Consider the following 15,025-nt stretch of genomic DNA (forward strand, 5'->3'; position numbering starts at 1 on the left):
TAAATCGGGTCTCCAGACTTGGAGACCCGATTTGTTATCTGATTTTATAATGTCATTAATTGCGCTTGTAAGGTTGTATCAGTGGCTAATTCAGCTTGCGTTACGTCAGCTTCAATCTGATGGTCCGCATTAAAAATCAAGAAACGCTGACCAACGCTTTGAACCTGTTGAAAGTTGTGACTTGCCATAATAATCGTTTTGCCGGCACGTTGTAATTGTTGCAGCAAGACTAACATGTCTTGTTGCGCGGCAATCGTTAAGCCATTTAGGGGTTCATCTAATAATAAAATATCAGGATTTAACGCGAGCACGCTGGCTAAAGCCACGCGCTTTTTTTCGCCACCGGATAATTGATAGGGCACGCGATCACGTAGTTCAGTACTGTGAGTTAAGGCTAAACAATCAGTGACCCGTTGTGTGACGGCCGCTGCAGGTAGCCCTAGCTGTTGGGGCCCAAAGGCGACTTCTTCGGCGACCGTAGGGTTGAACAATTGGACGTCAGTATTTTGAAAGACCATCCCGACTTGTTGATGCAGCTGTTGACGTTTGACCGCATCTGCCAAGTAGGCGGCGTTAATTGCGTGGCCGGCAAGTTGATAGGTCCCGTGACTAGCCGTGGTTAAGCCACTTAACAGCCGCAGTAAGGTCGACTTGCCAGACCCATTAGGTCCCATTAAGCAAATGAACTCGCCAGCGTCAACGGTGAGGGTCAAATCGACTAACCCATGTGTGGTGGGATAGTCATAACTAACGGTGTTTAAAGTGAGTAATGCCAAGTTAATGTCCTCCAAATAACAATAAGCCCATTAAAATTAAAACCGGACTTAACGATAAGTAATCGCGCCAATGACTCGCTGTGCCAACGGGTTTGGCATAGTGGCCGTTAAAGCCCCGCGCTTCCATGGCCGCATAAAGTTCCAGTGCATACGCATAGCTTTTCAAGTAGAGATTGCCAAATAAGGCGCCAATCAATCGATAAGGGTGACGAGTTGGTGCGACCAACCGTAAGTCTAAGGCTTCGGTTGTAAGTAATAAATGTTGTCCTAACATGCGTAAATAAATCATGGCGATCGCTAAAGTCATGATCAATACATTGGGGCAATGCCAAGCTTTGAGTCCAGCCAATACATCTTGAAACGTGGTTGTCAGGCGAAAGTATTGCGCGTTGGCCAACATCAGACTTGTTTTGACGCCAAAGAAAACGACAGTTGCTGGTCCGGCTAACCAATAGCTAGGTAAGACAATGATGACGGCGATGCAACAACTCAGTAGCCAACGACGGATAAAGTAGCGCAACTGCCGTGGCGGTAACAAGAGCAATTGCAGGCCTAATAATAAGGCTAATCCCCATAGCCAAACGAAGCTATGAACACTGGCAATCAGCAGTAAGACTAACCCTAAGCGTAATAAGTTAATTTGCGGGCTCAAAGGCCAGCTTGATGGTTGAACTGGTGCCGGTTGGGCAAGGCGCTGCAATAAATGCCGCAAATGGTGCTGGTTGCGGCTGAGAAACTGCATGCTAGCTCGGCGCTTGGACTTGACCGGGTGGTTGGGGACTGTTAGCCAAGTCGGCAGGGGCTTAGTTTTTAAGTTGGGTATCATGTTGTAAGCCTCGAATCAATAAACCAAAAATCATAATCGCAGTTAATGCTGACAAAATATAACCCACACTAACCGGGAGCCCGGCAATGGCGTAGTCGCTAAATAGGGCTTGGAAATGTAACCCGTGGGCCATCCCTTGCGGTACTTGAGCAGTTAGGTGTTGTTGCGCTAACAAGTGTTTGAGCTCGCTAGGCCCCCATTCACCCCAAGCAGTATTGCTGGCGAGTAGTCCGAGCGGGGTTAAGATGGCTAAGCCAAGTAGCAAGCCAAGCCAGCGGCGTTGTGACGTGCGCGGGGCCGTTTGGTAAAGGCTGGTCGGGGCGACTTTTTGAACGAATTGATAGACCAATAATGTGAAGCCCATTTCGACCCAACCGGCGACGAGTAAGTGAGCCGCTAACATCGCCGGTACGGCAATGTTTAACCCGTAAGGACAATATAGCGGGGCACCACTAGCCGTATGCGCGAGCAAAGGCTGCAAGCCTAACTCGATACCAGCAACTAGGGCTGCGGTATTAATGCCCAGGTAAGCACCGACCGCAAGCCCGATTTTGGGATGCCGCCACTTTTGACCGAGCCGATAACAGGCATAACCGACAAATGGCATGATCACGGCCATATTCAAGGCATTTGCACCAAACGCTAAAATTCCGCCGTCACCAAAGAGTAAGGCTTGGAGGGCTAATGTAACGGTTAACGCCAAACAGGCCGCCCACGGGCCTATTAAGACGGCTAATAAGGTCCCCCCAACGGCATGGGCAGTCGTGCCACCCGGAATAGGGAGATTAAACATCATAATTAAAAACGCCAGTGAAGCCGCAATGCCCAACATGGGTAACGTTTCGCGCTGGCGTTTGAGTTGTACTTTAACTTTTAAAACCGCAACAGTCCAGATGGGCACCATCGCTACAGCGAGCGTCCCACAAGTTGCAGGACTTAAATAATTATCCGGAATATGCACGGATGAGCACCTCTTCTAATTAGCGATTTGATCTAAGAGGTAACTGATATCTTGAATCACGAATTTGTGATTTTGGACGGATAAGACGCCATCTTCGCGGAGTTCTTTAAGCATCCGGTTCACGCTGCTGCGGGAACTGATACCACAAAAACCGGCGATATCGTCGTTCGTGACGATAAAATCAATTAAAATACCGTCTTTGATTTTGCGTCCAAATAAGTCAACCAAACTATAAATAAAAGCACAAATCGCGCCTTTTTTGCCATTCATCACCATTCGCTGGAGGCGAAAAATGTTTTCCGAGAGCTTCTTGCGGTAGTAATTTTTGACGTAGTTCTGTAATTCAGGCGTGCTGTTGACATACTTCCAAAATGCCACTCGATTGACTTGATAAAAGGTCGCGTATTCTGACTCGATGCGCACGTTAAATGGTTGATCAGTCGAGCGTGAGACTTCATCACGGAGTAATGAAATCACATCAGGTTTGGCAATGTACGATAAGTTAAATTCACGCCCATCTTGTAAGATGATGCTGTTTTTGATGATGCCGTCTTTTAACACGTACGTATAATGTTCAGCCAAGCCGTGATACGTCAAATAAGTGTGGCGCTTTTTTTGAATGGTGGGGACGTGGTGCGCCTCCAAATAGCTCAGTAGATATTCAATATCAGTTAGTACCATTTTAGATTCAGTTCTTTCATTTATGAGATTAGGGCGTGGCCATTGCCAGTTGCAGCTAATCACTTTGCCCATCATACCGGTTTTTAAAATTGTGACAATCGCATTTAAAGTATACATTTGTTAACACATTTTGAAAACTTTAAATGTTGAAGACAAGTGACCGACAAACGCGTATAACCAGTGCTACGTGCTAAAAAATCAATTAACGAAAGAGGATGCCCACATATCATGGTTGCCATCAAGTTACCCTATGACAAAACCACGTTGACTGCGGAGATTCCAGCAGCAAACTTTGCTGGTAAATTAGTCTCACAAGCGGCAACATATCATAACAAATTATCCGAAAGCGAAACGGTCGAACGGTCATTAGACCAACCGATTGGCTCAGATAGCTTAGAAAGCTTAGCTAAAGGAAAACACAACATTGTCATTATTAGTTCTGATCACACTCGACCAGTGCCGTCACATATTATTACGCCCATCTTATTGCGGCGATTGCGCAGTGTGGCGCCCGATGCCCGGATTCGGATCTTAGTCGCGACTGGTTTTCATCGGCCATCAACGCACGAAGAGTTAGTTAACAAATATGGCGCTGACATCGTTGCCAATGAAGAGATCGTCATGCATGTGTCAACTGATGATGACACGATGGTTAAAATCGGCCAATTGCCATCTGGTGGTGACTGCATCATTAATAAAGTAGCCGCTGAAGCAGATTTATTAGTTTCAGAAGGCTTTATTGAATCCCATTTCTTTGCCGGTTTTTCTGGTGGTCGCAAGTCGGTGTTACCCGGGATTGCGTCATATAAGACAATCATGGCAAATCATTCTGGTGAATTTATCAACTCACCTAAAGCCCGGACTGGGAACTTGATGCATAATCCAATCCATAAAGATATGGTCTATGCAGCCCGGACCGCCAAGCTTGCGTTTATCGTCAACGTTGTTTTAGATGAAGACAAAAAGATTATCGGGTCATTTGCTGGTGATATGGAAGCTGCCCATAAAGTCGGGTGCCAATTCGTCAAAGACTTATCTAGTGTGCCAGCAGTACCTTGTGATATTGCCATCTCAACTAATGGGGGCTATCCGTTAGACCAAAATATTTATCAAGCCGTTAAAGGCATGACGGCCGCTGAAGCGACCAATAAAGAAGGCGGCACGATCGTTATGGTAGCCGGGGCTCGCGATGGTCATGGTGGCGATGGGTTCTTCCATAACTTAGCTGATGTTGACGATCCAAAAGACTTTCTTGACCAAGCAGTCAACACGCCGCGGCTAAAAACGATTCCTGATCAATGGACAGCACAAATCTTTGCACGGATCTTAGTTCATCATCACGTGATTTTTGTGTCAGATCTGGTTGATCCTGACTTGATTACCGGGATGCACATGGAACTTGCAAAGACTTTAGATGAAGCGATGGCCAAGGCATATGCCCGTGAAGGGAAGGCCGCTAAAGTCACCGTTGTCCCTGATGGCTTAGGCGTTATCGTCAAGTAAGATGACGACCTTAGATGTTTTAAACGCGGTGGCAGCTGGTCAATTGACGCCGCAAGCCGCCAGTACACAATTAGAAGTTAGCCAAACCGCTGATTTGGGTTTTGCCAATGTTGATTTAAGTCGGCAAAAGCGCAATGGCTTTCCTGAGGTGATCTATGGGGCCGGCAAGACCGCGACTCAAATCGCCGGTATTATTCAAGCAATGCCGACCCAATCGACGCCGATTTTGACGACGCGGTTGTCAGCGGAGAAGTTCGCAGCGTTACAGCCAGCACTACCGCAAGCGGTCTACCATCAAACCGCCCAATGCATGACGGTGGGGGCCTTACCGACGCCGAAGCAATCAGATTATATTGCAGTGGTAACGGCGGGCACGTCTGACTTACCGGTGGCGGAAGAAGCCGCCCTAACGGCGCAAGCTTTTGGCAATCACGTTGAACGGGTCTATGACGTCGGCGTTGCCGGGATTCATCGGCTTTTTGCCAAGTTAGCCCTAATTCGTGGTGCGAAAGTCGTTATTGTGATTGCTGGGATGGAAGGGGCTTTAGCCAGTGTCGTTGGTGGGCTAATTGATAAGCCACTGATTGCGGTACCTACGAGTGTCGGTTATGGGACAAACTTCCAAGGTATGACGGCACTATTGACGATGCTCAATAGTTGCGCGTCTGGTATCACCGTTGTCAATATTGATAACGGCTTTGGGGCAGCTTATTCGGCCAGCCTGATCAATCAATTATAATGTTATTCAGATAACTGAACGGGAGCAAAAATCAGAAATGCGAACCTTATATTTAGATGCGTTTTCAGGAATTAGCGGGGATATGTTTTTAGGCGCCTTATTGGATTTAGGGTTAGATTTTAACGCCTTAAAACAAGAATTAGCCAAATTACCCGTTTCAGGTTACCAGTTGACGCAAGCACGTTTAGCCAAAAGTAGTATTTATGGGACTAGTTTTGACGTTGTTTTAGCAACGGGCAAAGATCATGGCTTTGTTGAACATCACCACCATCACGATCATGGTGATCATCATCATGACCATGCTGCGCGGCATTTGCGTGATATCTTAGCTTTGATTGAAAGTAGTGCCCTTTCGGCGACGGTAAAATCACGGTCGCAAGCTATTTTTACGGCCATTGCTCAAGCCGAAGCGACGGTCCATCATCTGCCAGTCACGGAGGTCCACTTTCATGAAGTTGGGGCGTTAGATTCGATTGTCGATATCGTCGGGTGTTGTGTCGGGCTAGAACTACTTAATATCGATACGGTGCAAGCGTCACCGTTAAGTGATGGTAGTGGTTTTATTAATGTGGCCCACGGACAAATGCCCGTACCCGTGCCAGCGGTGATGCAAATGCGGGTCGGCACTCAGATTCCCATTCACCAACGACTAGATGTGCACACCGAATTAATTACCCCAACTGGGATGGGGTTGGTGAAAACACTAGTCCATGATTTTGGCCCACTACCCGCTGAAATTACCCCAATTAAAGTGGGTTATGGGTTTGGCAAACGAGATACTGGTGGGTTCAATGCACTACGGGCCGTTTTATTCGAAAAAAAAAACTCAGTCATCAATTAGTCACACACACTAAAGACGCCGTCTTACAATTAGATGCAAATTTAGATGATCAAACGGGCGAAGGACTGGGGTATGTGATGGCGCAACTGTTAGCTGCGGGCGCCTATGATGTTTACTTCACCCCGATTCAAATGAAGAAAGATCGACCCGCAACTAAATTATCGGTTTTAGGTGATCCGCAAGCGCGGTTAGCTTTGACGAAAATCATCTTAAGTGAAACGAGCACGATTGGTGTGCGATATCAAACTTGGCAACGGACGATTATGCAACGCCATTTTGAAACCGTCACAACAGCGTATGGTCCGGTGCAAATAAAAGTTGCCACGTATGGCGATTTGACGAAAAGAATGCCAGAGTATGCGGACTGCGCGCAGCTGGCACAAACGCAGCACGTACCGTTCAATACCGTCTATCAAGCAGCACTGGTTGCTGTACAACAGTTAAAATCGGAGGAATAGCGTATTGTTACACGCATTATTAGCAGAACTAATGGGCACGGCTTTGATGATTATCTTTGGGGTCGGGGTGCATTGTAGTACGGTACTCAAAGGGACTAAATATCGGGGCTCCGGCCATATCTTTGCGATTACGACTTGGGGCTTTGGGATTAGCATCGCCTTATTTATTTTTGGTAATGTTTGCCTCAATCCGGCAATGGTTTTGGCGCAATGCATTTTGGGCAACTTAGCTTGGACGAGCTTAGTTCCTTATTCACTCGCGGAAGTGCTTGGCGGGATATTAGGGTCAGTCATCGTTTGGGTAATGTATGCGGACCATTTTAAGGCTTCGACTAACGAGATTTCACCAATTACGATTCGGAACTTATTCTGCACGTCACCGGCCGTTCGGAATTTACCACGCAACTTTTTTGTGGAATTCTTTGACACATTTATTTTTATTGCGGGTATTTTAGCCATCTCAACGGTAAAAACGCCGGGTGTCGTGCCGATTGGCGTCGGACTATTAGTTTGGGCAATTGGGATGGGACTCGGGGGTCCGACCGGATTTGCGATGAATTTAGCGCGTGATATGGGACCACGAATTGCGCATGCGCTTTTACCAATTGCCAATAAAGCAGACAGCGATTGGCAATATGGCATTATCGTGCCAGGGATTGCCCCATTTGTAGGGGCTGCATGTGCCGCCTGGTTTATGCACGGCTTTTTTGGGATCAATTAATTTAATAAAATGAAGAAGGCAATTATAATGACAACTTTAGCAACGAAAAAAGCAACTTTAACCACCTTATTACAAGATTTAGACCGCGTTACGGTCGCCTTTTCAGGTGGTATCGACAGTACGGTCGTTTTGAAAATGGCTTTGGATGTTTTAGGGGCTGACAAAGTAACCGCGGTGGTCGCTAATTCAGAATTATTTACGAATGAAGAATTTGAAAAGGCCGTTAGTTTGGCCCAAACATTAGGGGCGAACGTCCAAACGACGATGTTGGACTACTTGAGTGACACTCATATTGAACACAATACCCCTGACAGTTGGTACTATGCGAAAAAGATGTTCTATACCCGGTTAACTGAAATGGCCGCTGAAAATGGTAGCAAGGCTGTATTAGACGGGATGATCAAAAATGATGAACAAGATTATCGTCCTGGTCTGAAAGCCCGGACAGAAGCTGGTGCCCGTAGTCTATTGCAAGAAGCTGGCTTTTATAAAGTCGACGTCCGTGCATTGGCCCAAGAATTAGATTTAAACAACTGGAATAAAGTCGCTTCTTGCTCGGTTTCATCCCGGTTCCCATACAATACGACTTTGACGCATGAAAATATTGCGCAAGTCATGGCAGCGGAACACTATTTACGGGGCTTAGGGTTCCCAACCGTACGGGTTCGGTATCATGATGATATCGCCCGGATCGAATTACCTGAAGCCCGAATCGGTGATTTCTTGGTCTTCAATGACCGGGTCAATCGCAAGTTACAAGCTTTAGGGTTCCGCTATGTCACCTTAGACTTAGGTGGCTTCCGGAGTGGTCGGATGAACGAGACGTTAACGGCCAAACAATTAGCAACATTTGCTTAAAATAGCCATTTAGCGGGTTAACTTTAATGAGTTAGCCCGCTTTTTTGATACAATGTTTCACGTGAAACATTTTTAGCAAAGGACTTGATTCAGATGCAACTAGCATTTCCATTCACGGGGCCAGCTTTACCGGATGCATATGGCATCAACCAACCTGCAGATCAATTGATCGATGGGCTCAATTTGACCTCATTTCCATTTACCGTAACGGATTTACCCACTGGGACTAAAACCGTTGCCTTTGATGTGATCGATCATGATACGATTCCGATTGTCGGCTATTCTTGGCTGCATTGGTTAGGTGCGAATATTCCGGTGACCGGTCCGACAGTGACAATCCCTGAAGATGCAAGTCGACAGGAATTTTGCGTGCAAGGGACCAACAGTATCGGCAATATTTTAGCGCAAATTAAGCGGCCAATCGGGTTTGATTATGATTTGACCCAACATTATACTGGGCCGCGACCACGTGGTGGTGAACATATTTATCGCTTAGAAGTCTATGCGCTGGAGACGATGCTACCGCTGACAGCCGGATATTACTTTTCTGATTTTATGCGGGCGAGTGAGGGCCACGTTTTAGCTACGGCGCATGCTAACTTGACCTACACACGAAAATAAGGTTGACGGCAGCGCTTACAACCGCTAAACTGAATTTGTTAATACCAATACAACACTAGGGGTGTCCATAGTCGGGCTGAGATGGTGCAAGTGCGCACCGATCCCTTCGAACCTGTAAGTTCAAACTTGCGTAGGGAAAGTGTCATTGCTACTTTTTTAAGCAGCCCCGGGTTCAATGGATGATTGAATCGGGGCTGCTTTTTTGTGTGGCATGACCTTTTTTAAAAGGAGGTCTTCTTAGATGAATTTAGAATTATTAACGACATTACGGCAACAAAATCCAATCGTTTTTAATGTGGCTAACTTTGTGACAGTTCAAGATGTGGCCAACGGGTTAAATGCGTTGGGGGCATCGCCAATCATGTCTGCTGAAGTCGCTGAAGCTGAGTCGTTAGTCACAATTGCTGGCGCGGTTTGTTTAAACCTGGGGACGTTAACCACCCGTCAAATCGCACAAATGCAAACGGTTGGTCGCATTGCCAATCAACAGGCGACACCGATTGTCTTTGACCCAGTCGCGGTCGGGGCGGTACCGTATCGCCTACAAGTCGCCCAAGACTTATTAGCCGACTTTCAAGTGACCGTCATTCGTGGTAATGCAGGTGAAATTGCCGCATTAGCCGGCGTCGACTGGCAGGCTAAAGGTATCGATGCCGGGACTGGTGGCGGTGACTTGATTGCAATCGCTAAAGCCTGTGCCCAAAAGTACCATTGTGTGGTCGTTTTATCAGGACCGACCGATGTGATTACCGATGGTATACGAGTCACCCAAGTCCATAATGGGACCGAATTGTTCCAATTACATGTTGGATCAGGGGATTTATTATCCAGCCTGGTGGCTGCTTTTGCAGCTATTGAATCAACTGACAGTTACACGGCAGCAGGGGTAGCGGCCGTCGTTTTAGCGGGCACGGGTGAACTGGTGGCGGATCAATTAACGGCCGAGCGTCCAGGGACCTTTGCAGTCGGGTTGATCGACAAATTACATTTAGTTACGGAAAAAGAATTGGCGCAAATCGCCAAATATGATGAATAAAGGATCGATGTCAAAATGGTAAATGAGTTTCCACAAGTTGTGACCATCGCGGGGACCGACAGTGGTGGCGGTGCTGGGGTCATGGCAGATTTAAAAACCATGCAAGCACGCCACGTGTTTGGAACTGCCGTGGTCGTAGCAGTCACGGCGCAAAATACGCTAGGGGTGCAAGATTTTATGGCACTGCCAACTAAGTTAATCGACGAGCAGTTTACGTCGTTAGTCACGGATTTAAATATTCGGGCTTGTAAAACGGGGATGTTAGCCGATGCGTCGCATGTTCACTGTGTCGTTGAGAATTTAAAACGAGTCGACTTTGGGCCCTTGACGGTCGACCCCGTCATGATCGCTAAAGGTGGGGCCGCCTTACTAGCAGCCGATGCGATTCAGACCGTGCGCGATGAATTAGTGCCATTAGCGACCGTTATCACGCCAAACTTACCTGAAGCAGCGGCGTTAACAGGCTTGACTATTGAAGATGATCAAGCGATGATGGCGGCGGGCCATGCCCTCCAAGAATTAGGAGCTAAAAATGTCATTATCAAAGGCGGGCATGAAGCTGATCCGCAAACGGCCAATGACTTTGTCTTATTGGCTGATGGCTCATCATTTTGGCTCAGTGCGCCGCGGGTCGATACCGTGCGCACCCATGGTACCGGCGATACGCTATCAGCTTGCATTACCGCTGAACTGGCCAAAGGCGCCGCAATGGCAACTGCGATTCAAACGGGCAAGGCCTACGTTGCTGCCGCAATTCAACAGACGATTCAAGTCGGTCACGGTCATGGTCCGCTCAATCATTGGGTGACACCTAGTGCTGAGGTGACGCGTTATGACAATTAAATTCAATCAAGCCCAGTTGAAAGCTTATTTTGTATGTGGGACGCAAGATATCGGCGCACAGTCGCTAGAACAAGTCGTCACGCAAGCCTTAGCGGCCGGCATTACCGCTTATCAATTTCGCGACAAAGGTCAAAGCAAATTAACACAATCAGAACGGTTAGCCTTAGGTCAGCGTTTAAAAGCATTATGTGCAGCCAGTGGGGTGCCATTTATTGTGGACGATGATATCGAACTGGCATTAGCATTACACGCAGATGGGATTCATGTGGGTCAAAAGGATGCGCAAATCGAGCACGTGTTACAGCGCGTGGGGTCAACAATGTTTGTCGGGCTATCTTGTTCAACATTATCGGAAATTGAACAAGCTAATCAACTAAACGGATTAGCTTATATTGGTAGCGGCCCGATATTTCCAACCACGTCTAAGGCCGATGCGGACCCCGTAGTGGGGTTGACTGGCTTAGCGCAATTGGTCCAAGCAGCCCAGGTGCCAATCGTGGCCATCGGTGGCATTACCGTTGGTCAATTACCAGCAATTGCACAAACCGGGGCGGCCGGGGCCGCTGTGATTTCAATGTTGGTGCGAAGTGCCGATTATCGGCACACCGTGCAAGCCATGCGGCTAGCGGGGGCGCCGGATGACAACTAAACTATTTCGGAGTCAATTCTTGTTGTGGTTAGGGGCCGCCATTTCGATCGCTGAAATTGTCACTGGCACGCTCATGGCACCCTTAGGTTTAACTAAAGGCTTGATGGCTATCTTACTGGGTCATTTGATCGGAGGCGGCCTGTTTTTAGTACCAGCCGGCTACTTAGGGGCCAAGCTCCATCGATCGGCAATGGGCACAGCTCAATTAGCCTTCGGTAAATTAGGCGTTACGGTGGCATCGGGATTGAATGCCCTGCAACTGATTGGTTGGACCGCCGTGATGATTGTCAACGCCCAATTGGCGATGAACGGGGTCAGTCAAAAGCTATTCCAATTTAAAAGTCCCGTTGTGATGGCACTGATCGTCACCGGCTTGATTTTGATTTGGCTGCGCTTGGATACTAAGGTATTGTTTCAATTAAATAATATCATCGTCGGGTTATTAGTTATCGGTGTTGGCGTCATGCTAGTCTTGGTTTTTAAAACGCCAGCGACAGCTAACCCAGTCGCCACTAGCAATGCGTTGTCATTTGGACAAGCCGTGGAATTAAACGTCACGATGGCATTGTCATGGTTACCGTTGATCGGTGATTATACGCAACGGGTGGATCGGCCCGGGCCAATCGCAGTCGTGAGTGCGGGCGGCTATTGCTTAGGGAGTATCGCCATGTTCACGACGGGCTTATTAGTCGTTTTGCGCACGGGTCAAACTGATATTACCACGGTTTTGACGCAATCTGGATTTGGGTTAGTGGCTTTATTGATCATTGTCTTTTCAACCGTCACCACCACTTTTTTAGATGCTTATTCGGCGGCAACTAGTCTGGCTAATATTACCGGGAGTCGCCGGATCAATCGCTTGGCCATGGTCGTTACCGTTGTCGGTTTGGTGATCGCCTTGACGCTATCGATGCGCTACTATGAGAACTTTCTCTACTTGATTGGCTCAATTTTCACCCCGTTGTATGCCATTATTTTTGTTACTTATTTTATTCGCCATGCCAGTTTGCCGATTTGGGCCAACTTTACTTGGTGGCTGATTGGTATTGTGGGTTATTATCAATTACAAGGGCTAAATTTCCCGGGTGGCACAACGTTACTTGTTTTACTCGGACTTGGTGGCTTGGTTTGGCTATCGGGACAAGCGCTACCATTGAAAACAGTGGCTTAAAACGTCGGCAACGGCGTTTTTTATTTTGGTAATTAGCCGGATTATTTCCCGGGAAATTATGGGGTGATTTGGGTGAATATTAAGTGTGTTTTGTTGTATCACAGGGTAAAATAGAGGTAGGAATCAGGTGTTAAAAAGGGGGAGTTATCATGAAAAAGAGCAGGTTAAGTTGTTATTATTTAGGACTCATGGTCGGACTGCTGGTTGGCGTTGGGGGCACGGGATTATCAGGACAAGCGGCGAGTCACAATCAGACAGTGACGTTTGGTCAGTTGACCAATCAAAATCCACATCGGTTAGCGGCGATTCGGGCTGCTGCCCGGCAAACCTTGTTAACGAAGACCCATGCCAAGGCCAGTCGGGTACCTGCCGTGTTTGCAGTGAAATTACCCACACATATGACGAAAAAAGCGACACTAACGGCCAAGGGGCTACGCATGAATTTATTACCGAATGCCTTTAACGTACGCCAAATTGTAATCCCTTACAATCAGTTAAGTGGCAAGATCTTAAATCGTTATTTACCGAAGAAGAATCGACCAGTGATTTTAAAGGCCAAGAAAGTGGTGGCCTTAACGTTTGATGACGGCCCGGACCCAACGTTGACCCCACGATTATTGAAGACCCTTGCGCGCAATCATGTGCACGCGACGTTCTTTGAAGTGGGTCAAAGTGTTAGTCGCTATCCAAAAGTGACCCGTGCCGTTGTTAAGGCGGGCAATGAAGTCGGTAATCATTCTTGGAATCATCCGGATTTTAATCGCATTGGCACGGTGGCTAGTGTGCAACAAGTCATTCGCACTGATCGCGCGATTTATGCGGCGACCGGCAAGTTACCGCAATATGTGCGGCCGCCATATGGCAACATTACCGCGGCAGAAGGGCGTCAGATTCAGCATCCGATTATTCGCTGGTCAGTCGATTCACGTGATTGGGCTTATCTCAATACCCAAAAAGATATTAGCGAAGTTTTACGAACGACCCATCCGGGCAGCATCATTTTGATGCATGATATCCATGCACAATCGGTGGCGGCGGTGCCAACGATTATCAAACGCTTAAAGGCCAAAGGATATCGGTTTGTCACCGTTAGTCAGCTACTGAATAATCAAGCTTTACCAGGCTTACAGTATTTTGCGGCTAATAATTATCGGACTGCCGGTAAATAAATACCGGCTAGCAAAGGACTTCCTGATGAACGACGATCGTTTATCAGGAGGTCCTTTTGCGTCGGCTGCCAGTCTTTTTGATGAATTGCAACTTTTCAGTTGACAATTGTAATCAAGAAACTTAATGTGTAATTAATTAAACAGCCATTTATTTTTAATATGCGATGAAGAGCAGCGTAGAGCTAATGACTTAGAACAGCGACTGTCGATAGTGCAAGGACAGCTAGGTCGGGTTTACAGATGGGCTTGGAGCATCACTAGTTTCGATTAGTGCGAGTGGTGCCCGATACGGCACTTGGCCACGTGTGAACACGTGGCGCTGAGGTGACGGTCGTCACAAATCAGGGTGGTACCACGAATTAAATCGTCCCTGCAAGTCAATTGACTTGCAGGGATTTTTAATGGCAAAAAAAGGCGAAAGAGGTTGATGAGGATGAGTAAACCCATTATTGGTATTGCACCAGGCGTGATTACAGTTAATAGTCAGATCTTTCCTGGGCGACAACGGGATTATGTGAACCGCAGCTATTTACGGTCAATTACAGCTAATGGCGGTATCCCATTGATGTTGCCCGTAACCGCAGATACCGCAACAATTGCGCAATATGTGAGTTTGATCGATGGGCTATTGCTTTGTGGTGGTGAGGATATTGATCCGCTGACTTATGGTGAAGAACCGTTGGCCAAGCTTAGTCAAATCGATCCTGAACGAGATGCGTATGAAATTGCGCTCGTTAAAGCCACGCATGCCAAACATAAACCGATTTTAGGGATTTGTCGGGGCGTGCAACTTTTGAATGCGTGTTATGGCGGGACGCTTTATCAAGATACGAGCTATATGCCAGCTGGTCAGGGGACCTTAAAGCACATGCAGCTACAATTGCCAACTTACGGGATGCACCATGTGACAGTTAAGGCGGAATCAACGTTAGCACAGTTCTTAGGGCAGACCAAGTTAGCCGTTAATTCATTTCATCATCAAACACTCAAGCAGATTGCACCGGGGTTTCAAGTCGTTGCTAGTGCCCCAGATCACGTTGTTGAAGCCATTGAAGCGACGGCTGGTGGACTACAACTAGGGGTACAATGGCATCCAGAAGAAATGCAAGCTGTTAATCCAGTTATGGCGCAATTATTTAGTCATTTTATTCAAGCGACACGTTAAAAGTTAG

The 15,025-nt window shown here is 47.2% G+C and carries 17 protein-coding genes and 1 riboswitch; of the genes, 13 read left to right on the forward strand and 4 right to left on the reverse strand.

From position 1 onward, the window contains the following. Positions 1-44: 44 nt before the first annotated feature. From FFM75_RS06570 to FFM75_RS06585, 4 genes are read right to left on the reverse strand one after another with little or no spacing between them, the layout of a single operon-like run. Positions 45-776, reverse strand: coding sequence for an energy-coupling factor ABC transporter ATP-binding protein (locus FFM75_RS06570; protein WP_137628394.1), 732 nt, complete (start codon positions 774-776; stop codon positions 45-47). A gap of 1 nt (position 777) precedes the next feature. Further along, positions 778-1,602: an energy-coupling factor transporter transmembrane component T gene (locus FFM75_RS06575; protein WP_223876628.1), complete on the reverse strand. Its 825-nt coding sequence runs from the start codon at positions 1,600-1,602 to the stop codon at positions 778-780. Beyond that, positions 1,580-2,563, reverse strand: a complete 984-nt coding sequence (cbiM, locus tag FFM75_RS06580) for a cobalt transporter CbiM (RefSeq protein ID WP_137628395.1) — start codon at positions 2,561-2,563, stop codon at positions 1,580-1,582. The genes FFM75_RS06575 and cbiM overlap by 23 nt, the downstream gene beginning before the upstream one ends. A 15-nt stretch (positions 2,564-2,578) precedes the next feature. Beyond that, entirely contained in the window at positions 2,579-3,244 is a 666-nt protein-coding gene (locus FFM75_RS06585) for a Crp/Fnr family transcriptional regulator (protein WP_137628396.1), read from the reverse strand. Positions 3,245-3,472: 228 nt separating this feature from the next. Between FFM75_RS06585 and larA the strand changes: the two genes are divergently transcribed. The 13 genes from larA to FFM75_RS06650 all read left to right on the forward strand — a co-directional run bounded on the left by larA (position 3,473) and on the right by FFM75_RS06650 (position 15,018). Further along, the gene (larA, locus tag FFM75_RS06590; RefSeq protein WP_137628397.1) at positions 3,473-4,747 is read left to right on the forward strand and encodes a nickel-dependent lactate racemase; all 1,275 of its coding nucleotides are present in this window, start codon (positions 3,473-3,475) and stop codon (positions 4,745-4,747) included. Between the two features lies 1 nt (position 4,748). Next, positions 4,749-5,486: a nickel pincer cofactor biosynthesis protein LarB gene (larB, locus tag FFM75_RS06595; protein WP_137628398.1), complete on the forward strand. Its 738-nt coding sequence runs from the start codon at positions 4,749-4,751 to the stop codon at positions 5,484-5,486. 37 nt (positions 5,487-5,523) lie between these two features. After that, positions 5,524-6,327 (forward strand): nickel pincer cofactor biosynthesis protein LarC, encoded by an 804-nt coding sequence (larC, locus tag FFM75_RS14130; protein WP_137628399.1) that lies wholly within the window; start codon positions 5,524-5,526, stop codon positions 6,325-6,327. Beyond that, positions 6,297-6,785: a nickel pincer cofactor biosynthesis protein LarC2 gene (larC2, locus tag FFM75_RS14135; RefSeq protein ID WP_137628400.1), complete on the forward strand. Its 489-nt coding sequence runs from the start codon at positions 6,297-6,299 to the stop codon at positions 6,783-6,785. Before larC ends, larC2 begins: the two co-directional genes overlap by 31 nt. 4 nt (positions 6,786-6,789) lie before the next feature. Then, entirely contained in the window at positions 6,790-7,506 is a 717-nt protein-coding gene (larD, locus tag FFM75_RS06610; protein WP_137628401.1) for a D/L-lactic acid transporter LarD, read from the forward strand. Positions 7,507-7,533: 27 nt separating this feature from the next. After that, positions 7,534-8,364, forward strand: a complete 831-nt coding sequence (larE, locus tag FFM75_RS06615) for an ATP-dependent sacrificial sulfur transferase LarE (RefSeq protein ID WP_137628402.1) — start codon at positions 7,534-7,536, stop codon at positions 8,362-8,364. Between the two features lie 93 nt (positions 8,365-8,457). Beyond that, a complete protein-coding gene (locus FFM75_RS06620; RefSeq protein ID WP_137628403.1) occupies positions 8,458-8,985 on the forward strand; it encodes a YbhB/YbcL family Raf kinase inhibitor-like protein in 528 nt (175 codons plus the stop codon). Between the two features lie 47 nt (positions 8,986-9,032). Beyond that, positions 9,033-9,140, forward strand: a riboswitch (TPP riboswitch). 86 nt (positions 9,141-9,226) lie between these two features. Next, positions 9,227-10,021 carry a hydroxyethylthiazole kinase gene (gene thiM, locus FFM75_RS06625; protein ID WP_137628404.1) on the forward strand — a complete coding sequence of 265 codons (795 nt, stop codon included), beginning with the start codon at positions 9,227-9,229 and terminating at the stop codon, positions 10,019-10,021. A gap of 15 nt (positions 10,022-10,036) precedes the next feature. Further along, the gene (gene thiD / locus FFM75_RS06630; protein ID WP_137628405.1) at positions 10,037-10,864 is read left to right on the forward strand and encodes a bifunctional hydroxymethylpyrimidine kinase/phosphomethylpyrimidine kinase; all 828 of its coding nucleotides are present in this window, start codon (positions 10,037-10,039) and stop codon (positions 10,862-10,864) included. Continuing rightward, positions 10,854-11,513: a thiamine phosphate synthase gene (gene thiE / locus FFM75_RS06635; protein ID WP_137628406.1), complete on the forward strand. Its 660-nt coding sequence runs from the start codon at positions 10,854-10,856 to the stop codon at positions 11,511-11,513. Before thiD ends, thiE begins: the two co-directional genes overlap by 11 nt. Next, a complete protein-coding gene (gene cytX / locus FFM75_RS06640) occupies positions 11,503-12,684 on the forward strand; it encodes a putative hydroxymethylpyrimidine transporter CytX (RefSeq protein WP_137628407.1) in 1,182 nt (393 codons plus the stop codon). Before thiE ends, cytX begins: the two co-directional genes overlap by 11 nt. Before the next feature lie 149 nt (positions 12,685-12,833). After that, the gene (locus FFM75_RS06645) at positions 12,834-13,853 is read left to right on the forward strand and encodes a polysaccharide deacetylase family protein (RefSeq protein ID WP_137628408.1); all 1,020 of its coding nucleotides are present in this window, start codon (positions 12,834-12,836) and stop codon (positions 13,851-13,853) included. Positions 13,854-14,286: 433 nt separating this feature from the next. Continuing rightward, the gene (locus FFM75_RS06650; RefSeq protein WP_137628409.1) at positions 14,287-15,018 is read left to right on the forward strand and encodes a gamma-glutamyl-gamma-aminobutyrate hydrolase family protein; all 732 of its coding nucleotides are present in this window, start codon (positions 14,287-14,289) and stop codon (positions 15,016-15,018) included. Positions 15,019-15,025 lie beyond the last annotated feature (7 nt).

The organism is Lactiplantibacillus daowaiensis, from assembly GCF_005405085.1.
Taxonomy (GTDB): Bacteria; Bacillota; Bacilli; order Lactobacillales; family Lactobacillaceae; genus Lactiplantibacillus; species Lactiplantibacillus daowaiensis.